At 63.4% G+C, this 20,595-nt stretch carries 17 protein-coding genes and 1 pseudogene; 6 read left to right on the forward strand and 12 right to left on the reverse strand.

Annotated features, from left to right (window positions below; all coding sequences use genetic code 11):
• Positions 1-182 precede the first annotated feature (182 nt).
• Together GUI70_RS17810 and GUI70_RS17815 are read right to left on the reverse strand one after the other, a co-directional pair.
• A complete protein-coding gene (locus GUI70_RS17810; protein WP_161883666.1) occupies positions 183-1,460 on the reverse strand; it encodes a sensor histidine kinase in 1,278 nt (425 codons plus the stop codon).
• A gap of 32 nt (positions 1,461-1,492) precedes the next feature.
• On the reverse strand, positions 1,493-2,170 hold the full coding sequence (locus GUI70_RS17815; protein WP_161883667.1) for a response regulator transcription factor: 678 nt from the start codon (positions 2,168-2,170) through the stop codon (positions 1,493-1,495).
• A gap of 205 nt (positions 2,171-2,375) precedes the next feature.
• Between GUI70_RS17815 and GUI70_RS17820 the strand changes: the two genes are divergently transcribed.
• Both GUI70_RS17820 and GUI70_RS17825 read left to right on the forward strand, forming a co-directional pair.
• The gene (locus tag GUI70_RS17820; protein ID WP_161883668.1) at positions 2,376-3,170 is read left to right on the forward strand and encodes a pentapeptide repeat-containing protein; all 795 of its coding nucleotides are present in this window, start codon (positions 2,376-2,378) and stop codon (positions 3,168-3,170) included.
• 98 nt (positions 3,171-3,268) lie between these two features.
• Entirely contained in the window at positions 3,269-3,676 is a 408-nt protein-coding gene (locus tag GUI70_RS17825; RefSeq protein ID WP_161883669.1) for a GGDEF domain-containing protein, read from the forward strand.
• Here the strand turns inward: GUI70_RS17825 and GUI70_RS17830 are convergent.
• The 9 genes from GUI70_RS17830 to GUI70_RS17870 all read right to left on the reverse strand — a co-directional run bounded on the left by GUI70_RS17830 (position 3,649) and on the right by GUI70_RS17870 (position 13,874).
• Positions 3,649-4,407: an ABC transporter substrate-binding protein gene (locus tag GUI70_RS17830; RefSeq protein ID WP_161883670.1), complete on the reverse strand. Its 759-nt coding sequence runs from the start codon at positions 4,405-4,407 to the stop codon at positions 3,649-3,651. The genes GUI70_RS17825 and GUI70_RS17830 overlap by 28 nt on opposite strands.
• A gap of 153 nt (positions 4,408-4,560) precedes the next feature.
• Positions 4,561-4,719 (reverse strand): hypothetical protein, encoded by a 159-nt coding sequence (locus GUI70_RS17835; RefSeq protein ID WP_237725014.1) that lies wholly within the window; start codon positions 4,717-4,719, stop codon positions 4,561-4,563.
• 305 nt (positions 4,720-5,024) lie between these two features.
• Positions 5,025-5,987 (reverse strand): SGNH/GDSL hydrolase family protein, encoded by a 963-nt coding sequence (locus tag GUI70_RS17840; RefSeq protein WP_161883671.1) that lies wholly within the window; start codon positions 5,985-5,987, stop codon positions 5,025-5,027.
• A gap of 135 nt (positions 5,988-6,122) precedes the next feature.
• Positions 6,123-7,247, reverse strand: a complete 1,125-nt coding sequence (locus GUI70_RS17845; RefSeq protein ID WP_161883672.1) for an alpha/beta hydrolase — start codon at positions 7,245-7,247, stop codon at positions 6,123-6,125.
• 147 nt (positions 7,248-7,394) lie between these two features.
• Complete coding sequence (locus GUI70_RS17850; protein WP_161883673.1) at positions 7,395-9,656, reverse strand: glycoside hydrolase family 3 C-terminal domain-containing protein; 2,262 nt, start codon at positions 9,654-9,656, stop codon at positions 7,395-7,397.
• A gap of 37 nt (positions 9,657-9,693) precedes the next feature.
• Positions 9,694-10,560: an SGNH/GDSL hydrolase family protein gene (locus tag GUI70_RS17855; protein WP_161883674.1), complete on the reverse strand. Its 867-nt coding sequence runs from the start codon at positions 10,558-10,560 to the stop codon at positions 9,694-9,696.
• Between the two features lie 3 nt (positions 10,561-10,563).
• On the reverse strand, positions 10,564-11,244 hold the full coding sequence (locus GUI70_RS17860; RefSeq protein ID WP_161883675.1) for a TetR/AcrR family transcriptional regulator: 681 nt from the start codon (positions 11,242-11,244) through the stop codon (positions 10,564-10,566).
• 10 nt (positions 11,245-11,254) lie between these two features.
• Entirely contained in the window at positions 11,255-12,439 is a 1,185-nt protein-coding gene (locus GUI70_RS17865; protein WP_161883676.1) for an MFS transporter, read from the reverse strand.
• Between the two features lie 760 nt (positions 12,440-13,199).
• On the reverse strand, positions 13,200-13,874 hold the full coding sequence (locus GUI70_RS17870) for a TetR/AcrR family transcriptional regulator (protein ID WP_161883677.1): 675 nt from the start codon (positions 13,872-13,874) through the stop codon (positions 13,200-13,202).
• Positions 13,875-14,018: 144 nt separating this feature from the next.
• On the opposite strand from GUI70_RS17870, the gene GUI70_RS17875 reads away from it, so the two are divergent.
• The gene (locus tag GUI70_RS17875) at positions 14,019-17,222 is read left to right on the forward strand and encodes a bifunctional cytochrome P450/NADPH--P450 reductase (RefSeq protein WP_161883678.1); all 3,204 of its coding nucleotides are present in this window, start codon (positions 14,019-14,021) and stop codon (positions 17,220-17,222) included.
• 286 nt (positions 17,223-17,508) lie between these two features.
• A complete protein-coding gene (locus tag GUI70_RS17880; RefSeq protein WP_161883679.1) occupies positions 17,509-17,796 on the forward strand; it encodes a transposase in 288 nt (95 codons plus the stop codon).
• A 239-nt stretch (positions 17,797-18,035) separates the two neighbouring features.
• Here the strand turns inward: GUI70_RS17880 and GUI70_RS17885 are convergent, their stop codons facing one another.
• Positions 18,036-18,728: an AraC family transcriptional regulator gene (locus tag GUI70_RS17885; RefSeq protein WP_237725015.1), complete on the reverse strand. Its 693-nt coding sequence runs from the start codon at positions 18,726-18,728 to the stop codon at positions 18,036-18,038.
• A gap of 227 nt (positions 18,729-18,955) precedes the next feature.
• Here GUI70_RS17885 and GUI70_RS17890 point away from each other — a divergent pair, with 227 nt between their 5' ends.
• Both GUI70_RS17890 and GUI70_RS17895 read left to right on the forward strand, forming a co-directional pair.
• Positions 18,956-19,813 (forward strand): EamA family transporter, encoded by an 858-nt coding sequence (locus tag GUI70_RS17890; RefSeq protein ID WP_237725016.1) that lies wholly within the window; start codon positions 18,956-18,958, stop codon positions 19,811-19,813.
• A gap of 106 nt (positions 19,814-19,919) precedes the next feature.
• Positions 19,920-20,338, forward strand: a pseudogene (locus GUI70_RS17895) (ABC transporter substrate-binding protein); the annotation flags it as partial.
• Positions 20,339-20,595 lie beyond the last annotated feature (257 nt).

The following is a 20,595-nucleotide window of genomic DNA, read 5'->3' on the forward strand; positions in this document are numbered from 1 at the left end:
AATTGGCAACGACGGGGCTTGCGCAGTGCTCAAGTTCGGTCTGCGCGGTGCTCGGGTTGAGAAGCCGTCCTCTTTACAGGCTCTGACTGGCGTCGTTCGACGCTCGGAAAAGCGATTTCTTTTCCTATCTTGATGTTGACGGTGCCATGTAACGGTTCTGTAAATAAGCCTTTGATGAACAGTCAACCGGGTGACGTTCTCCGGGGCAGGACGAGCGTTGCGCTCAGTCCACCCTCTGGTCGATTCGCCAGTTCCAGAGCGCCTCCATGTCCCTCCAGAATCGTCTGCACCAGGGCCAGACCGAGGCCCGCCCCACTGAGATTCTGGGTCTGTGCCCCCCGCTGGAACGGCTGGGTCAGTCGCGGCATCTCTGACTCGGGAATTCCCGGTCCGGCGTCCAGCACCAGAAGGCGTACCTGCCTGGCGTCCGTCTCACAGGAAACGTCTATAGATGAGCCTTGTGGGCTGTACTTGACGGCGTTCTGGATCAGGTTCCCGGCTGCCAACACCAGGGTATTGAAATCACCCGACGTGGCGGCGTCTTCCACCGATACCCGGAGGTGAATGTGCCTTTCCTGAGCTTCCCTGGCGTGGACCTCGGTGGTCATCAGCACCACGTCCGCCAGGTTCACCGCCCGTTGCTCGGCAGGTCGGGTGGCCTGCGCCAGTGTCATCAGGCGGCCTGTCAGGGCACTCATATCCTCACTGACCTCATGTATCTGCTCGAGGGTTTCACGGTACTGCTGTGGGGTGCGTTCCTGCTCCAGGGCCAGACCGGTCGCGGCCCGAATCACACTGATCGGTGTTCGGAGTTCATGCGCGCTGGCGTGGGCGAACAGCTGCTCACGTGCCAGTTGTGTGTCGAGCTTACTGAGCATGTCGTTGATGGTACGGGTCAGCCGAGCCAGCTCGTCACTCCCAGGAGCGACAGGAACACGCTCTCCAGGGTGGCCACCGCGGGCAATTCGGGCCGCCAGATCGCTGACCTGATCAATGGGTTTCATTGCGCGGTCCCCGATGAGGTAGCCAATCCCCAAGGCCAGGAGCAGCATGAGGGGCACCCCTGTCAATTGCAGGCGGAGAATTTGCCACAACGATGCTGTCACTGCCTGATCGGACTGGGTCGTCTGAATCCATCCCGATGGGATTTTCAGCATGAATACGCGCTCTGAGCCGATCTGAAACGTCCCCGCCCTGGGGATGAATTCAACCCGGGAAGGCCCCCAGTCCACCTGATTGCCCTGGGCATCGTACACGGTCATTCGGATGGGCTGTTGACGGTTGAGGCTGTCCAGGGCAGATGTCTTCCTGGCTGGCGGCTCCAGCTCAGTTCGAGTCTCCATCCTGGCCTGTTTCTGAGCAAAGACCTTAAGTGAATCGTCGAGGCTTGCGTACAGTGTGTGGCGGAATGCGGCATAGGTAAATGACTCAGCCAACAGCAGCATCAACCCCAGCAGCACGGCATAGGTCAGCGTCAGCCGCCAGCGGAAGGTCAACGACTCACCTCGCCGAGACGGTACCCATGCCCGCGCACCGTCAGAATCACGCCCTCACCGAGCTTGCGGCGCAAATTGCCCACGTAGACGTCCACCACGCGGCTGTCGACATCCGGCTGCCCCGACCACACCCGGGAAATTAATTCCTCGCGTGCATAAGCCCGCTCCGGGTGAAGTGCGAGACTTTCCAGAAGCTCAAATTCCCTGGGCGTGAGGGGAACGTTGCTCTTTGCCGCGTCGGTTACCTGACGCCTCAACAGTTGAAGCTTAAATCCACCCGGGAGAGAAACTTCGTTGCTGGGTTGACCAGCCGAACGGCGGACCAGTGCCGAGAGCCGTGCACGCAACTCGCGAAAATCGAAGGGCTTACTCAGGTAATCGTCCCCGCCGGCATCAAGCCCAGTGAGTCGGGAGTCCAGGTCAGCACGTGCGGTGAGAAAGAGGATGGGTGTCGCGTTCCCTTCCTCGCGCAGTCGCCGGGCAAGCTGAAAGCCAGCCTCTTCTCCCTCAGGAAGCATGACATCCAGGATAAAGGCATCGAAGCCACCTGAAAGAGCCATGTTGTACCCATTCTCAGCTGACGCGACTTCCTCCACGCTGTGACCAGATTCCTGCAGCCCTGTAGCAATGAGCGTTCGCAAACGGAAATCATCTTCGACGAGCAGGAGGCGCATAAAGGCAGTGTAGGGCCTGATTGTAACAGAACAGTAACCGGAGGAGAGCATAACTTCAACGGCGGTACTCGAGCATCAAACAGCTGGTAAGACCTGCCAGAACCTGAGAACGATCAGCATCTGACCTTGCTCAGGCCATCTCAATTCGCACTGACTGATCCGGTTGTGCTTTCGGCGAGTGCCTCAGCCGCTACTCTGAAAGCCGATGACCGCCACGCCGCCACCTGACCCTGATTCCAACCTCTCCGACCTTCAGAGCGTCGCTCAGCAGGCAGCACAGGACGTCCTCGCCGGTCAGCGGCCCTCCATCTGGGCGCGGCTGGCCAATGCCCTGCCACTTGTCGCGACGCTGGTCACGGTGGTCATCACCCTAATCAGCACCTTGCAAAGCCAATCCCAGTACCGTGAAACCCAGGCCAACGAACGCTTCCAGACCGCTGTGACCATGCTGGCGGCCAGCGACCTGAGCAGCCGACTGGGAGGCATTTATACCCTGATCCAGGTAGCACAGAGCTACCCGTCTCAGGAATATGCCACGACGCATATTCTGGCAGCCTATCTCCGCTCACGGTTTCCATCCACCGATGAAACACGCGCCGAGCCGCTGACCAAGCTGCCTGCAGTTGAGGAGATCAATGCCGTCATGGGCGGCCTCGTTGTGCACCGCGACGGGGGCGTGTCGCTCGATCTGGGCCGGATCTCAGCGCGCGGTTTGATGATGCGGGATCAAGATCTCCGTGGCTTGATCTTTCCGGATGCCGATTTGCGCGGCTCGATCTTCGCAGGTGCAGACTTGAGCAATGCCCTGTTTTCCCGCACTCTCCTGTCCAATGTCGATTTTCAGGGAGCTACCCTGACTGGGGCGGACTTCAGTGGCGCGACCTTGACCGGCGCATCATTTGTGGGCACTGACTTGAGTGAAACTAAAGGCCTGAGTGCACCCCAACTCGCCAGCGCAAAAACAGACGCGACAACAATAGTGCCCAACAGCTTCAAATAAGGGAGACTTGAGTTGCATGCCGAGGCTGGCTCAGGTGTATTAGATGAGACGGTTCTGGCGTCCTGACTCAGACCCAGTTACCCCCGGTTCAGCGTGGTGTGGGCCTGGCCTGGCTGGCCATCGAGGCGCAGGCACCGGTCTACATCGACGATTATCCCTCCCAACCTCGGGCACATCCTCTCTATCTGCAAGAGGGCCTGTCTTCGGTGGCGCTGATTCCGCTGACGGATCCCACCTCAGGCAACACCATCGTGTTGGTGGCCAGCAAGGTCAGGGAAAACAGAGGCTGGGCCACCTGGGAAAAGCAGCTGTTCGACGCCGCGCGGATCTCGGTGAGTAACGCCATGCAACGTCAGAACCATCTGCATCAGATGGAAACCGCTGCTTTGAAAGATGCGCTGACCGGCCTGGGGAACCGCCGGGCCTTCGAAGAAGACCTGAAGGGCGAACATGCCCGTGCCCGGCGGCATCAATCCAATCAGCAGCGCACGTCCTGCCCGAAGTAGCTCTTCGAGAGACTGGTGTACTCGCCGTCTTTCAGCAAGGTCGCCAGCGCGCCGTTGAGGGCCTGGCGCAGCCCCGCGTTGCCCTTCTGCACCGCTATGCCGATGCGCTCGCGCCAGAGCAGGTCGCCCATGACCAGCTTGGCCTTGTTGTAGGTTTTCAGCGCGTCCAGAGCGGCGAACTTATCGGTGACCACCGCGCTGACCTGGCCGGTGGCCACCGACTGAATGGCTTTCTGTGAGTTGCCGAAGACCTTGAGCTGCTTGTCGAACGGCAGTTTCTGGATGTAACCCATGTAGGTGCTGCCCGACTCGGCCCCCAGCACCCGGCCCGCCATCGCCTTGCTGGTCAGCGGCCCGCCCGGCTGGGCCAGCGCCACGCCGCCGGTGCAGTAGTGCGGCTGGGTAAAGTCCACGATTTGGGCGCGGGTCGAGGTGATGGCGTGCGAGGCGATCACAGCGTCGTACTCGTTCTTGCTGAAATCGCTCAGCAGCGAATCGAAATCGTCCTTGACCCAGACGACCTTGAGGCCAAGCTGCTTGCCGATCAGTTCGCCCAGATCGACCTCGAAACCCGCGAACTGGCCGTTCTTGAAAAAGTTGAACGGCTCGAAGTCGGCGCTGGTGGCCAGCCGCAGCACGCCGCTGGCGCGGACCTCGGGGAGAGTGCGGGCTTGAGCGGCAGACGCCAGGAGCGGCAACAAAAGAAGAGCAGCAAGGCGTAGGTGCTTCAAGGTGGGCCTCCTCTACGCCGCGCCCAGACAAGGGGTCGGGACCGGCGAGGTTGCAGGCACCCTAGCGTCCCACAGCTCACGCCCCTGTCACAAGCGAAAGAATTGCTCAGTGTCCTAAAATGCCAGCAAGATCTCATTCAGCTGCCAAAACCATCAGGTGACCTCCTCTGCTGCATCAGCCCGGCAAGATCTATCCGCAGCATCCTGATGGGCCACTTCGGAAAGCTGCGACACCTTACGCGCGAAGAACAGCGCGCTCAGGATCACACCGACCAGCACGCCCTGCGACAGGTCATGGGTCAGCACCGTCACGGCCACAGTCGAGAGCATCACGATCGTCTCGCTTTTCGGGAATTGGCCTCGATAAGAACAGTATTGAGCTTTCACCTCTGACAGGACGCTCCATCAGGCAAGTCTTCAAAAAAGTGTCAGGATAGGCTCTCAGAGCTTCGAGGGTTGCCGAAATCGAGGCTGTTTTTTGCCGTGTTCATCGCGTTTTACGTCCTCTAACCTGACGTCCGTTTGGGGTATACATACCTCAGGTTGACACTTGTTGCACGTTCGCTTCGGTCAGCCAGGCTGACCGAAGCGAACGTGCAACAAGTGAACGGGACCGATCAGGAGGAAACGCTCAGCTTGCAGCCGTTTACTGAGCGGCCGCCTCTTTCGGTACGCTTATCAGAACGTCCATGCTCAAGGCGCACGGCCTGCTCGATGGCTTGTGCCAGCGCCGTCATCCCCTTGATGTTGGGATGGTAAGCAGCATGCTCGGGTGCGAGCAGGTTGCTGAACCAGACGAAGCCCTGCACCCACGGATCGGCCGAGCAGACTTCATGCCCACGGCCCAGCTCAGAGGCACGGACCAGCGTGGCATGATTTCGGGCTGTGGCTGTTGCAGTGATCGCAGCGAGCCGCGCCGCGACCTGCCGCGCTTCACGCCGATGAACGTCATCAAGCGCGAGCTCTGTACAGCTGCCCTGCGCCGGGACGATCGGCAGGTAGTCGACCACGATGACCTGCGCACCAGGGGCCCGCTGGTGGATCTCCGTGAAGATGCGATCGAACTGCGCCGGTAACGCCTGAAATCTGGGTTCGATAGCGGAAGCCGCCTGCGTCTTACAGACGCTCGATGCCAGCAGTCGAGGAACCGCCTTTGGCTGAACCTGACATGACCAGGCATACAGATTGCCGATGTAATTCACGTCGTTGCCGCCGATGGTGATGGTCACGAGACGGGCGCGTGCGTTCACCGCGTCGAGCTGCCGATGTTGGAGAAATTGCCCCCGGTCCAGGAGATTCGTGGTCTGGGCTCCGCTGCAGGTTCGGTCCGCGAGCTTGAGGTTCAGACGGCGTGCAATGAGGTGCGGATAGTTGAGTGAGGATTGAGTGCAGAGTTGAGCGTCGTCGTTGGCATAAGGAAGAATTCCGGGGCCAGCGGCGAAGGAACTCCCGAGGGCGACATAGGTGGCGTCGGCCGGAATGGGTTTGTTCGCCTGCCAGAGGAACCAGGCCGTGATCAGGAGCAGGAAGAAGGCCAGAATGCTCACTCCGCGCAACACCACGAATCGAAAAGTACGCATGAGGTTCTCCAGGGAACGTGGGAAGCGATGGCAGCGGCTTTACAGCAGATGCGCCTGCCCGTGCCAGTCAAGGTGACACCACCGAAACCCTTGTCATGGCTGCGGGCCAACGTTGCCACAGGAAGGGCCGTCAGGTCAGCTGGGAAGGGTGGTCTCGGTGAGCGCGCCATTGAGGGGGTCGATGTTCAACGCCTTTCCCGCCTCCATGGCGTTCACCCCACCATTCAGCCAGGTCTGCAGGCGTGCCAGGGCCTTTATCCCGTCGGGAGCGCCAGGCCGGTCGAGTGGCGCGTGGTACGTGCCTTCCAGCAGGTCGTGCCAGACGGGAACTCCTGCGTCCCGCAGGCGCTCGGCGAACGGTTCACTGGCGCGTCGGAGCGAGTCCCAACCACAGCTGAGCACGTAGGTGGGTGGGAGGCCGCCGAGGTTCGCCAGGCCAGGGGCGACGTAGGCGTCCAGGGGCGCCGGGCCGGCCCAGTTCTGGAACATGGCTTCTACCCAGACATCATTCACTATGGGTTTGGGCGAGGTGGCGAGCGAAGCGGCGACTTCGGCACTGGGGGGCGCGAGCGTGGGCTGCACCACCGGATACTCGAGGACCAGCGAGGCCGGTTGCGCGTCGTTCAGGTCCCGCAGTCGCAGCGCCACCCCCGCCGCCAGGCACCCGCCGGCGCTCGCGCCGCCGAGATGCAGCTGCCCTGGACTCACGCCCAACTGGTCGGCGTTGCGAACTGCCCAGCGCCAGCCGGCCAGCACGTCCTGATGCGGAACGGGGTAACGCACGCCGTTGAGACTCATGCGGTAATCGACCGACAGCACCGGAATCCCGGTGGCGGCCAGTTCCAGGGACGGCCAGTGCGCCTCCTCCTGCTCCAGTCCGCCCAGCAGGAACGCGCCGCCATGAACCCAGACGAACGCAGCGTCCTTCCGGGCCACACCGGCCGGCGGCAGGTACAGTCGGGCACGCACCTGCCCATCGGCATTGTCCGCATAGATCTCACGGGTGACCACCTCCCGCAGCTGCGGGCGCGCCGCGAGCAGGGGTCCTTGCCAGGTGGCCGGACTGGGAATCCCGCCCGCCACCTCCAGCATGCGCAGGGTTTCCGGGAACGGGGCCAGCGGGCCCTCAGTCTTGAGGAGCCGCGTGAGGATCTGGTCGCGCAGGGGGACGGGAAGGGCTTTCACGGCGCGCAGGGGGTATCCCATCACGGTGGCTTTGCGCTGATTGACTGGGGGCATGTGTTCGAGGGGAGTCGTCATGGGGAATACCTCAGGGGAAGGCCAGGTCGAAAACCGGGCGAAGCGAGATGCGGTGGACTTCCAACGGCACCCGAGCCCAGCAGGGTTCGGCGGCGAGGGTCAGGCGAGGTGTAGATATGCGTCCGGCCACACTGAGCGTGCTCAGGATCAGGAGGAAGCCGCGACCGGCCCCGGTGCGGCTCCCCGGCTGAGGGCCAGCAGCGGCGCGACCGTATCCTCCGGGACCTTCAGGAAGCTCAGCACCCGCCTGAGTGGCATGGATTCGGTCATGCGGATCAGGCCTTCGAGCCTCTCCTTCGTTTCCGGATCGTCTGCCTGCGGCACCGCGCGCAGCAGACCCTGGCGGAACATCTGGCCGATGACCGGGTGGCCCAGCCATTCGCTCATGGTGGAGTCGAGGCTCAGCACCATCTGGGTTACGTCTCCTTCGAGCTGCACGGCCATCTCCGCGACGATGACGTGCGCGTTCTCCCCGATCTGCACGCGGTGCTCGCCGGGCGTGACGGCCCATCCGTGTTGCAGGACGTCGTAGTAGGCGAAGGCGCGGCGATCGAGTTCCAGGGTCACGACGCGTGACTCGCCAGCCTGCAGAGCGACCTTCTGGAAGGCGCGCAGCTCCCGGACAGGACGACGCACCGAGCCACTGGCGGGAGAAACGTATACCTGCACCACCTGGGCTCCCGCGCGGTCGCCCGTGTTCGTGACCGTCACGGAGACGCCCGCGGTGTCCTTGCCGGTGACCTGGACGATGAGATCACTCATCTCAAAGCTGGTGTACGTCAGCCCGTGCCCGAACGGGTACCGCACCGGCACTCCGATCGTCTCGTAGGCGCGGTAACCGACCATCACCCCTTCGCCGTAGCGCACGTGGCCCTGCTCTCCGGGGAAGTTCAGGTAACTCGGGGTGTCTTGCAGGCGGAACGGCAGGCTCTCCGCGAGGCGCCCGGAGGGGCTCGCCACGCCGAACAGCAGGTCCGCAGTGGCCCCGCCTCCAGCCTGTCCGAGCAGCCAGCCTTCCAGGATCGCGTCCACGTCATCATGCCAACCTTCCAGGGACACCACACCGCCGTTCGACAGCACCACGACCGTGCACGGGCTGACGGCCGCCACCGCCTTGATCAGCTGCACCTGCAGAGCCGGCAGGTCGAGGGTGGCGCGGTCGAAGCCTTCGGATTCTTCGCGCTCGGAGAGGCCGGCGAAGATGACTGTGACCTCCGCCTTACGGGCAGCGTCGACAGCCTCAGCACGCAGGCCCGCGGCGTCTCCTGAACCGTCCAGCGAGTAACCCGGGGCGAAACTTACGGTGCAGCCGCGCGCTTCGGCGAGCTGCTCGATGGCCTCCAGGCCCGAGTCGACCCGGATGGGGTTGATGTGCGAACTGCCTCCGCCCTGAAAGCGGGGAGCGGTTGCGAACGCCCCGATGACGGCGATCCGTCTGTTCTGCTGAAGAGGCAATGCCGCGCGGTCGTTCTTCAGCAGTACCGCGCACTCGGCCGCCACCTCACGGGCCAGGACGTGGTGGGCTTCCACGTCGATCTCTCCGGCTGCCGGGGCAGGGCGCGCGGTGAGCGCGAGGACCCGCCGGACCGACACGTCGACCTGCTCCTCGCTGAGGCGGCCTTCCCGGACGGCCTGCACGAGTTCCGCGTCGGTGCGGCCGTCCCGACCGGGCATCTCCAGGTCCAGGCCGGCGGCGAGCGCGGCCACCCGGTTCGTCACGGCCCCCCAATCACTCACGACGGCCCCCTCGAAGCCCCACTCGTTCCGGAGCACCTCGGTCAGCAGCCAGGGGTTCTCGGAAGCGTACACGCCGTTGAGCTTGTTGTAAGCGCTCATGACCGTGGCTGGTTGGGCTTCTTTCACGACCCGCTCGAAGGCCGGCAGGTAGATCTCGCGCAGGGTGCGCTCGTCCACCTCGGCATTGACGCGCATCCGGTCAGTCTCCTGGTTGTTGGCCGCGAAATGCTTGACGGACGCGCCTGGGCCTTCAGCTTGCAGCGCCTGAACGTGAGCACTGGCGAGCACGCCGGTCAGCAGCGGATCTTCGCTGTAATACTCGAAGTTCCGGCCGCACAGGGGGCTGCGTTTGATGTTCACGCCCGGCCCGAGGTTGATGGCCACGCCCAGCGCACGGGCTTCCTGACCGACCGCCGCGCCGATCTTCGCGGCGACGTCCGGGTTCCAGCTGCTGGCGACCGCCACCGCGGGCGGGAAGCAGGTGGCCGGGCTGGCGTTCAGACCCAGGTGATCGGTGGCTTCCGCCTGCAAGCGGATCCCGTGCGGCCCGTCGGTCAGGAGCAGCGACGGAATGCCGGCCTCCTCGATCGGTTTGGTGCGCCAGAAGTCGAGGCCGGACAGCAGCGAGGCTTTCTGCTCCAGGGTCAGGGTGCTGAGATCGACGTGGGTCATGAAACGCTCCTTGGGAAGGTGAAAGGGCCGGTGCCGTTCACGGCTGTGGCGCGTCCGGGGTCCGCAGCCAGGGTTCGATGACGTCGGCGATGAGCTTTGCGCCCTGGTCGTTGAAGTGAATGGAGTCGGTCTGGAGCGTGAGGCCGGTGCGGGCCGAGACGTCGTCCCAGCGGTGGCCGAGAATGTTGTGCATCCAGGCGGCCCGAAGGATCAGGCCGCCGACTCTGGACTGATCGAACGGCTGCCGGGGCCTGGACGGTTGAGCACGCAACCACGCGTCCATCTGCTCATAGACCGGGAGGTACACCGCACCCAGCTCGGCGGCGATGGCCCGGACCGCCTGGTTGAACAACTGGACGCTCTCGTTGGCCTCAGCATCCAGGTCTTCGCCCAGGGGCGGGATGGAGCACAGGGCGATGCGGGCCGGTGTGGCCTGCTGCAGGCGGGTGACGATCCCCCGCAGGTTCCCGGTGTACCACTCGGGCGTCATCGCCTGTGGGAGCTTCTTCAGGGCCTGGTTGAGCGGCGGCAGGAACCCGCCGCGCAGGTACGCCTGGAGGTCGTTGGTTCCGACCAGGATGACGACGACGTCCGGATGCGACTCGGTCACGGGGTCCAGGCGCTCCAGCAGGTTGTACGTGGTGTCGCCGCCGACGCCCGCATTCATGAAGCGGTAACCGTCACGTCCTAACCGCCCTGCCAGCACGTCCACGAAGCTGGCGCTCATCAGGCCTTCGGTAATGCTGTCCCCGAAGAAGGTCACCAGGGTTTCCCCAGGTCCCTTGTGCTGCGCGGTAATCTTGCGGGGAAAGGGAAGCAGTTTGCGCACGAAGGCCGCCAATGCGGTTCCCAGGGCGAGCGTTACGGCGATTACCAGTCCGAGTCGCGAGCGTGATCTTGACATTCGTTACTCCTTTCTGGCCGGGCCCTGCGCTGGGAGGGAGGCGCGCAGGTGATCGAGGTACAGGCCGATCATGTTGTGGAAGACGCGGAGCTGCTCGTCCAGTGGGACGCCCTGTTCCTCGGCGAGCAGCTCCCCGCGGGCGGCCATCTGCTGCAGGAACGCCAGGATGGTGTTGTAAGCCACGACGACGCTCGCGTACGGGAAGTCGCCGGTGTTCAGCCGGGAGAGACTCACGACCCGCTGGACCTGCTCGCGGTACCAGGCGGCCAGTTCCGTACTGGGGTAGTGGTCGCCGTATAGGTGGTCGAACATGCCGAGGTAGCGGTAGGCGTCGCGCAGCGTCTCGAAGTCGCGGATCATGGTCTGCGCGCGTCCTTTCAGGGCGTAGAGTCGCTGCTGAGCGTCAGAGCCAGTCTGGGAGGTGCTGGTGAACGGGTGGGCCGCGAGGCGTTCGAGCATCCGCACGGCAATCTCGAAGGACAGTGTGTCGCGGTCACCGAAGTACCGGTACAGGGTGACACGGTTGATCTCGGCTTCCTCAGCAATGTTGGCCATGGTCGATGCTTCCAGGCCTTTCTTCAGGAACACGCGCTCAGCGGCGTTAAGAATGTTGATTCGCTGGGCGTCCACCTGGGTCGCGCCGGTCTGACGGACTGTTTCGAGTTTGGAGCTGTTGGTCTGCATACTGCTCTTTCTACCTGACCGCTCTGATGGGGAGGATGGTGGCGGCCCCGATCAGGCAGAACAGCATGGCGACGATGAAGACCGGGCCGAAGCCGAAACCCAGGCCGATAATGCCGGAACTGATGGCAGGGGCGAGCACCTGCCCAGCGGTGTTGGCGGTATTGAGGATGCCCATGTCCTTGCCGCGGTTCTCGCCGTCGGGCAGCACTTCGCTCATCAGCGCGGAATCCACCGCGAAGTAACAGCCCAGGCCAAGTCCGGACATCAGGGCGAACGCCAGCATGCCGGTGACCGTCGGCAGCAGGGCTGGCAACAGGGTCGCCACGGCGAACAGCAGGGTGGCGATGATCACCGGCAGTTTGCGCCGGCCGCTGCGGTCGGAGAGCGGCCCGCTGATCCCGGCGCTGATCAGGCTGCCGGCGAGGGTCAGCAGCGCCATCTCGCCGATCAATGCGGCGACCCGCGCGCCGCTGAGGTGGAGGTAGTCGGTCACGATGTACAGCTGATACGCGCCGACCATGGCGTAGCCGAGGATGATAATCAGCCGTCCGACGAGCGCCCAGTAGAAGTCCGTCGCGCCCTTGAGCGAAGGCAGGGCGAAGTGGCGCAGCAAGTTCTTGGCCTCGAAGGTTTCCCGCAGCACGTGACGGTTCGAAGTGTCGGGGGCGATCAGCACGGCGAGTATCGGCAGCACCGCCAGGACCAGGGCGAAGACCCGCAGGCCGTCGGACGGGTGATCCAGGTAATGGGCGCCGAGCAGCTGACTGCCCGCAGTCCCCAGAAAGAAGCCGAGGGCGACGATGGTGGCGACGGTCCCGCGTCGGGCCGGCGGGACCCGGTCGGGCAGCACCGCCATCAGGCTCGCCACCAGGGCGTTGGCGGCGAACTGCACTAGGCACCACACGAAGACGAGTGCGCCTGTGGTCTGGGCGTTCGACAGGAAAAACATGGCCGCCCCGCCGGTCAGGCCGCCGCCGACGATCCAGGGGGTTCTCGACCCGAACCGCGAGCGGGTCAGGTCGGACAGGGCGCCGAAGATGACGTTGGCCAGCAAGGCCGCAATGGCCCCGACGATTGTCAGGAGAGCGACGACGGCGACCTTGCTGTCCGGGGCGATCAGAGCGATCTTGGCCGGAAGTAGCACTGTGCCGGCGCCGGTGAGGGGCAGGACCCACGCGAAGGTGCCGAGCAGCATCCCGATGCTTGTGCGGGGCAAACTCGCGTGTGGGGTGGCGGGTGACGTCATGGCCGGCGCTGGTGCCGTCCCGGAACTCAGGGGATCTGTGGTCATCGGGAAACCTCCTTGAAGAGGGAAGGGAAGAAGGGCAGTTGGCAGCAGGGCCATGTGGTATTCACAGTCCTGAAAGAAGGGCGCCCGTTGCAGTTCCGGAAGCGAAAGGGCCACTCGGGGACGCTTTGCTGCGGTGAAATGCGATCTACAAAGTGTTCGGTGCCTCTGACGCCGGCGGCGGCTCGTCGGATAGATTGACGTGCCAGAGTCCTGAGAGTCCTGGCGGACGAAAAATGAGCCCCGCATCCCTGATCAGGACCACTGATGTAACACGATGTAGCCCTATGTAACACTGTGTTGCATTAAAAGTCAAGCAATGCCACACTCCAGGGGCCAGGTGACCTCTTCTGAGGTAGCAATGAGTGGGACGAGGGCCGTCTACAAGAGACCGGTCCGGCGCTGCTCAGCCTTTCTCGTCACGCTTTTTGGATCGGCGCCCTGTCCTGTTCCTCCCGAAAGACATGTACGGCAGCACCTGCGGGATGCAGAGGAACCGCTCTTTCCTACGGTGAAAACATCAGATTGCGTTTTTTATGACTGGTAGGCTTCCTGGCACGTTCATTGCCTCTCGACATGGACCACTTCACGTTCCACGATGGGTGCTTGACGGCGCCTTGCCTTTGCCCTGTTCAGGCTGTGTTGTCTCCCTACCAGCGGAGACGTCTCAGCCAGGTTCGTTCTGAAGGGGGACATCGGGAGGTGAACCGGTGGCGCTGGCCTGCAGACCTCTGATGATCAGGTCCAGAGCGAGGTCGAAGTGTGCGTCGCTGCCTTCTTGCGGCGCTGGGAGATACGGAGTGGTGTGGTAGCGCTTGGGGTAACGCCTGACCGCGCCGACTTCGACCTCGTACTCTTCCCGGGTAAACGCACCTTCCCGTTCGGCGCGCAGAAAGCCCGTCAGGAAGGTCAGCAGGAACTGTCCGGTCTGCCAGACGAGCGGGTCGGGAACACCGGCCTGACGCAGCAGCGTATAGAACGCATCCAGCGCTTCGAGTTCCCTGGGCGCATGTTCCAGGTACTGCAGGAAGCCGGTGAGGAAGCTGGGATGGCGAAAAGCCAGGCGGCGCAGGCTCTTCGCGCTGTGGCGCAGTTGTTCCTCCCAGGGAGCGGACGGATCCGCGGGCTGTTCGAGTTCGTCGAGGATCGCGAGGTACACGGCGTGGAGCAGGTCGTCTTTGGTGGCGTAGTAGTGGTACACCGCTTTGCTGCTGACGCCAAGTTCGGTCGCGAGTCGGCGGGTGCTGAGCGCGTCGATGCCGTCCTGGTCGATCATGCCGAGGGCGGTGGCGATGATGCGGTCGGGGGTCAGAAGGGGCTGATCGGCAGGAGGTCTGGGCATATCCAATTGATTTTACTACGCGGTGAGTAGTAACGTATCTCAGCTACGCAGTGCGTAGTAAGACTGCCGACCGGAGTTTTCCATACATTCCACTACGCACTGCGTAATTATCTCCACGCCCGGCTGCGTTCCAGAGGACTTCCTATGACACAGAAGCTTAACCCCATCCCCACTCCGCCCCGGCATCCCCAGTACGGCCACCTGCACTACTTCTCAGGCGACGCGCCGGTGTTGAACTTCTACGCACTCTCGCAGCAGATCCCCGAAGGCATCTTCGAACTTGACCTGCAGGGGCGCGCCGTCATCCAGGCCTACGACCCGGACCTCGTCGCCGAACTCACCGACGAGCGCCGATTCCAGAAGCGCGTCGACCCCGGATACACCAACGTTCGCAACCTCGGCGGAGACGGCCTGTTCACTGCGGACAACTTCGAGCCGAATTGGGGCAAGGCGCACCGCATCCTGCTGCCGGCCTTTAGCCAGCGCGCTATGAAAGGGTACTTTGGGCAGATGCTGGAAGTGGCGCAGGCCCTGGTCGGCAAATGGGACCGCACCCAGGGCCAGGACCTGCGCGTCGGTGACGACATGACGCGCCTGACCCTCGACACCATCTCCCTGTCCGGCTTCGACTACCGCTTTCAGTCCTTCGAGCAGGACGAATTGCACCCGTTCCTGCAGGCACTCGCGCGGGCCATGCAGCACACCATGACGCTGAGCAGCCGCCCACCCGTCCTCACCCCCGAGATGGAGGAGGCCGACCGGGCGTACGTCGCCGACATCGACAGCATGAACGCGCTGGTCGACGAGGTGATCCGCCAGCGCCGCGAGCAGGGTGGCGTCGCCAATGATCTCCTCGGGCTGATGCTGAACGCCACCGATCCCGAAACCGGCGAGCAGCTCAGCGATGAGAACATCCGTTACCAGGTGCTGACCTTCCTGATCGCCGGGCACGAGACGACGAGCGGTCTGCTGGCCTTCACGCTCTACCTACTGCTGCGCCACCCGCACGTCCTCGCCCAGGCATACCAGGAAGTCGACCGGCTGCTGCCCGGCGACACGATGCCGACCTACGAGACGGTGATGAAGCTCGACGTGATCCCCCGCATTCTCGACGAAGCGCTGCGCTTCTGGAGCACCATCCCCAACTACGCCGTCACGGCCCTCAAGGATGAGGTGATCGGTGGCCGCTACGAGATCAAACAGGGGCAGTTCGTCGCCCTGCTGATCCCGGCCCTGCACCGCCACCCGAAGGCCTGGGCGAACCCGGACGAGTTCGACATCGACCGCTGGACCCCGGAACACCGGCGCACCCACCATCCGGCCGCATACAAGCCCTTCGGTAACGGAACGCGCGCCTGCATCGGCCGCCAGTTCGCGCTCACCGAAGCCAAGCTCGCCCTGCTGCTCATCCTGCAGAAGTTCGCGCTGATCGACCCCCACGACTACCAGCTCAAGGTCAAGCAGAGCCTCACCATCAAACCCGACAACTTCGTCATCAGCGTCCGTGCGCGCCGCCCCCACGAGCGGTTCAGCATGCCCATACCGGTGGTCGAAGAGCCTCAGCAGGACCTGAGCACGCTGAGCGTCACGGGCGCGGGCATCGCGTTGACTGTCGCCTACGGCTCGAACCTCGGCAGCACCGAGGACCTGGCCAGCCGTATCGCCGACTACGCCACCCGCTCAGGCTTCCAGACGCGCCTGACCACCCTGGACGATCTGGTCGGAAACGTGCCGGGCGAGGGCCTGCTGCTCGTCGCGACCGCCACCTACAACGGCGCCGCGCCCGACAACGCCGCCCGCTTCGACGCTTGGACCCAGGAGGGTGGTCTGACAGAGGGAAGTCTCCAGCACCTGCGGTTCGCCCTGCTGGGCACCGGGAACACCCAGTGGACGACTTACCAGGCGTTCCCGAAGCGGGTGGAGGCAGCCCTCCTGAAGGCGGGGGCTCAGCCGTTCGTTCCACGCGGCGAGGCCGACGCCAACGGTGACTTCGACGGCATGGTCAACGCGTGGCTGGGAGGGATACTGCGTCAGGTGTCCGAGGAGTTCGGTGTCAGTGCGCAGGAACCGGACGGACCCCGCTACGCCCTCGACGTGCTCAGCGAGGCCGACGTACGTCCCGCAGTCGTCTCGGAGAAAGCGTACGGCCTGAAGGTGGTGGCCAGCGAGGAACTCGTCCGTGACCCGGCCGGCCTGTGGGACTTCAGCCAGGAACCGCCCCGCCCCTCCACCAAGGCCATCACCTTCGCACTGCCCGAGGGCGTCACCTACGAGACCGGCGACCACATGGCCGTCTTCGCCCGGAACGAGCCCAGACTCGTCGAATGGGCTGCGCAGAACCTCCGAATCAACCCCGGCCAGGTGGTGCGGCTGCGACAGAACGGCAACCGCAAGTCCCATCTGCCGCTGAACACGCCCGTCACCGTCAACGTGCTGCTCTCCGAGTTCGTGGAACTCCAGGACGTCGCCACCCGCGCGAACATTGACACCCTCCTGGCCCACACCTCGTGCCCGTGGACCACCGGTCAGCTTCGCGGCTACCTGGACGACCCCCTGAAGTACGAGTCGGAAGTCCGGAAGGCGGGCCTCTCCGTTCTGGGGCTGCTCGAGCGTCACCCGGCGGTGGAACTCCCCCTCGCGGTCTTCCTGGAGCTGTGCCCACCGATCCGGCCACGGTACTACTCTATCTCGTCGTCCCCCCTCGTCGCGCCACGCACCCCCAGCCTCACGGTAGGCCTGCTGGAGGCACCCTCCTGGGCCGGTGCGGGGCAGTTTCGCGGCCTCGCCAGCGCGTACCTCAAACAGGTCCGGCCGGGTGACACGGTGTTCGGGTACGTCCGCCGACCCAACCCGCCCTTCCGCCCACCGGCCGACCCGAGGATACCGATGATCCTGGTCGGTCCCGGCACCGGCATCGCCCCCCTGCGCGGCTTCCTGGAAGAGCGGGCGGCGCAGCGCACTGCGGGCCAGACCGTCGGCCGCTCCAAGGTGTTTTTCGGCTGCCGCCACCCCGAGCATGACTTCTTCTACCGTGATGACCTGGAGCGCTGGCAACAGGAAGGCGTGGCCGAGATTCACACCGCGTTCTCCGCGGTGGCCGGGTACCCGTACCGCTTCGTGCAGGACGCGGTGTACGGAGACCGGGACAGCCTCTGGGCCCTGATCGAGGCGGGCGCCAGCATCTACGTCTGTGGTGACGGCGTCCGGATGGCCCCCGCCGTCCGGCAGACCATCGCCCGGATCTACGCCGAGAAGACAGGCGCCTCCACCGAAACCGCCGAAGCCTGGGTCAGGCAGCGCCTGCAGGAAGGCCGGTACCAGCAGGACGTCTTCGGAGCCAGCAAATAAGCCTGGGAAAACACGCCAGGTCCCCGAGAGACAGGATCAGCCCATCTTTACGGCGACGCCATGAGCACGACGTGGCTCTCCAGCTGGGAAAAGCCCTCTTCAGCGAGAGTGAGATCCGTAACGTCATCGTCAATCAACACAACTCGCAATGGTCTCAAGGCGCGCTCCTTCAGCTCTGTGGCTCTCCGGTGTTCGGCTCCATCTCCAGTCTACCTGGTAATGCTCCAAGGAATCCTTCCAAAAACATCCGCCCACTTGCGAGGGTGAGGCAGACTGGAGGGAGATCATGAGAAAACAACGAAAGAAATGGCCCATCGACACCAAAGAGCAGATCGTGCTGGCTGTTCTCGGTGGCCAGCTCAGCGTAGCGGAGGCGGCCCGGCAGCACGGCGTCAATGAAAGCCTGATTCACACCTGGAAAGCTCAATTTCTGGAAGCGGGTCGTGCCCGCCTTGCAGGCGACCGCACCGACGACCGACACGGTGAGCTGGAGCGAGAAAACGAACGCCTCAAGGCCTGGGTTGGCGAGAAGGAATTGGCGCTCCATATCGCAAAAAAAGCTCGGGGTCTTTGAGCCCAGCCCAGCTCCTCGTCCTCTACGAGGAGCTGCTCAGAGACCAGCCACCATTGAGTCTGGCCGGGTCTGGCAAGTTGTTGCCGTAGGGTGAAGCCGTGCTGAGCGACCAGAAGCTTCCAGGGTACCGATTCCCGCTTTCGGTCATCGGCCATGCCGTCTGGCTCTACCACCGATATGCCCTGAGCCAGCCATGCTGTTGGGGTCAGGTTTAGTGGGCAAGCTTAATCCGCGAGTCTTCATTTTCTGGTCAAAACCCGGTCACGGTACGCCTGTGGGGCAATACCGGTGACCGTACGGAACTTGCGGGTAAAGGCGCTGTGGTCAGCGTAGCCACAGGCATGGGCAATTTCGGAGATAGACAGTGTGGGCTTGCGGAGGAGTTCTACAGCAGCATTGAGCCGCGCCTTGATCAGGAACTGCTGCGGCGTTACCTGGCACACCCGCCGGATCAACCGCTCAAAGTTGTCTTCTGACAAGCCAATATGGGCAGCAAGAAACGGGATCCGCAAGGGCTGATCATAATGCGCCTGCATGTAACTCAGGGCCTCCGCAACCCGCGCGAAATCCGCATGTCTCTCCATTGGAATGGGGACGTCCCGTGAGATTCCTGCTAACCCCACCACCTCACCCGCCGCGTTTCGCACGGGAATCTTATGCGTCAGGCACCAGATTGGTTCGCCCCGCGGGCCGAAATACATCTCCAGCACGTCCCGAAGCTCCTGACCCTCCCGCAACGTCCGCACGTCCTGCTCGTTGAAACGCTGGCCCGGGTCGCCTATGAAGACCTCAGCAGCGGTGCGGCCCAGCACATCGCGCTTATGCGGGACTCCGGTGCGCCGCCGCAGGGTGTCATTCACACTGACGTAACGGCCTTGAAGATCCTTGACAAAAAAGATCAGATCGGGCACGCCGTCCAGCAAGGTCTCCATGGGCCAGCTTCCATCTGGTGCGGGGCGCAACCAAGCCCTGGGGTCGTCCATAGGCTTAGTCTGTCATATCAATCCTTTCTTAGGATTATGCTGACTTCCGCGGAGAAACTCGTGGGATTGATCAAGACAGTTGGCCCCGCTCTGCCTACGCTGGAAGCATGTTGAAGGCTCCTCCACTTCCGACTCAGACCACCCAGACCGCGCACAGCGGCGGAAGTGGCGTTGGCTTGGCCCTGCTCTCCGCGGCGGCTTCCGGCACGCTGGGACTCTGGGGCAAGCTGGCCATGACCCTCCAGCTGACTACCCCTACCCTCCTAAGTTGGCGCTTTGGTCTCGCAGCCCTCCTGCTCTTTGCTCTCGGTTTCGGGCGCCTTTCCCTGCGCACGCGGGTTGAACTGCTCCTGCTCAGCGCCATCTATACGGCCTCTACGGTGTTGTACTTCATGGCGCTCGCCCGGATTTCCGCCAGTACCGCCGCATTACTGGTCTACATTGCTCCAGCCTTCGTCATCCTCTACGGCGTTCTGGCCCGCGTCCGCCTTTCACGCTGGCAGATGGGGGCACTGCTGTGCACCCTGACCGGGCTTGGGGTCGTCGTGGGGTTGCCGAGCGCTGCCGACCGCGATCTCACCGGTCTGCTGCTGGGCGGGATCAGTGGAGGCCTGTACGGCGGATATATGTTTGCCAGCGGCCGACTGGCCCGCACGGCGTCCCCCCTCACGGTGGCTGCGCACCTCTCGCTTGTGTGCGCCGCCACTTTTGCGGTGCTCGGTGGGGTAACTGCACAGTTAGTGGTGCCGAACAGTCCCGCGCAATGGGGAATTATTCTCGCCATGCTGCTGATCCCAACGCTGGTGGCCCTGCCTGCTCTGTCTGAAGCCGTGCGGCGGATCGGCCCAGCGCGCGTCAGCCTGCTTGCCACGACTGATCCCCTCTGGGCCACCTTGTGTGCGCTGCTGTTTTTAGGCGAGCAGCTGCACTTCACCCAGATGGTGGGGGGAGCGCTGATTCTGGCGGGCGCCGCCTTTGCACAGTGGATGCCAAAGCCTGTCTCAGCTTTACCTGTGGGGGCTGCACGCGTGTGAAGGGCGTTCTGAAGGCCCAGCCCACTGGTTCTGGGTGTCAAAAGCGCCTCCATCTTTCTGGCCCGCTTCTCACTTCGGTGCACACTACCCGCATGCAGGAGAGTCAATGAAAACCACACTGACTGTTCTTACCGCCCTCGCCCTGGGAAACGCTGATGCCCAGGCGACCATCAAGATTGCCAGTCTCGCGCCCCTGTCCGGCAATCAGAGCACCATCGGCATGCAGGCACGCAACGGCATCCAACTGGCCGTGCGCGAGTATCAGCCGCAGTTCAGCAAGCTGGGACTCATGTTCCGTTGGATAATCAGGCTGACCCAGCCAGCGGTACCTCCGCTGCCCGCAAGATTGCAGCAGACCATTCCATGCTGGCCGTGGTAGGCGCTCTGAACAGCGGCGTCACCATTCCAGTGAGTGCGGCCTTGGCCTCCAGCCACGCCGCTCTGGTCAGTTCAGCCAGCACGGCCAATCAGGTCACCGATCACAGCCTCCGAGATATGAACTGTATTGTTGCCCGTGATGACGCGTAGGAGTCAGCCGGCGCAAACTTCCTCATCAGCAATCTTGCGGTGGGCAGGTCAAGCTCAGCACCGTCATCCTGGTCAAACCCGGCAAGCTCTAAATTTAAGCGGCGCGCGAAAGGGCGGAAGGACATTCTTCCGCCCTTTCGCTTCTGACCACTTGATCTACTGAGATGTTGCGGTTTACGAAAAAGCTGTCCAGCACGGCTTTGCACCTCAGAATGAGGGTGTGAACGCAAAGGAAACTCGTGCTGGACAGCTTT

The organism is Deinococcus alpinitundrae (genome assembly GCF_009982895.1).
Taxonomy (GTDB): domain Bacteria; phylum Deinococcota; class Deinococci; order Deinococcales; family Deinococcaceae; genus Deinococcus; species Deinococcus alpinitundrae.

Excerpts from the sequence above, each read along its gene's own strand:
- GUI70_RS17815 (WP_161883667.1), bottom strand. The coding sequence starts at position 2,170 with ATGCGCCTCCTGCTCGTCGAAGATGATTTCCGTTTGCGAACGCTCATT.
- GUI70_RS17820 (WP_161883668.1), top strand. The coding sequence starts at position 2,376 with ATGACCGCCACGCCGCCACCTGACCCTGATTCCAACCTCTCCGACCTT.
- GUI70_RS17840 (WP_161883671.1), bottom strand. The coding sequence starts at position 5,987 with ATGCGTACTTTTCGATTCGTGGTGTTGCGCGGAGTGAGCATTCTGGCC.
- GUI70_RS17845 (WP_161883672.1), bottom strand. The coding sequence starts at position 7,247 with ATGACGACTCCCCTCGAACACATGCCCCCAGTCAATCAGCGCAAAGCC.
- GUI70_RS17850 (WP_161883673.1), bottom strand. The coding sequence starts at position 9,656 with ATGACCCACGTCGATCTCAGCACCCTGACCCTGGAGCAGAAAGCCTCG.
- GUI70_RS17855 (WP_161883674.1), bottom strand. The coding sequence starts at position 10,560 with ATGTCAAGATCACGCTCGCGACTCGGACTGGTAATCGCCGTAACGCTC.
- GUI70_RS17860 (WP_161883675.1), bottom strand. The coding sequence starts at position 11,244 with ATGCAGACCAACAGCTCCAAACTCGAAACAGTCCGTCAGACCGGCGCG.
- GUI70_RS17865 (WP_161883676.1), bottom strand. The coding sequence starts at position 12,439 with ATGCTGCTCGGCACCTTCGCGTGGGTCCTGCCCCTCACCGGCGCCGGC.
- GUI70_RS17870 (WP_161883677.1), bottom strand. The coding sequence starts at position 13,874 with ATGCCCAGACCTCCTGCCGATCAGCCCCTTCTGACCCCCGACCGCATC.
- GUI70_RS17875 (WP_161883678.1), top strand. The coding sequence starts at position 14,019 with ATGACACAGAAGCTTAACCCCATCCCCACTCCGCCCCGGCATCCCCAG.
- GUI70_RS17880 (WP_161883679.1), top strand. The coding sequence starts at position 17,509 with ATGAGAAAACAACGAAAGAAATGGCCCATCGACACCAAAGAGCAGATC.
- GUI70_RS17885 (WP_237725015.1), bottom strand. The coding sequence starts at position 18,728 with ATGGAGACCTTGCTGGACGGCGTGCCCGATCTGATCTTTTTTGTCAAG.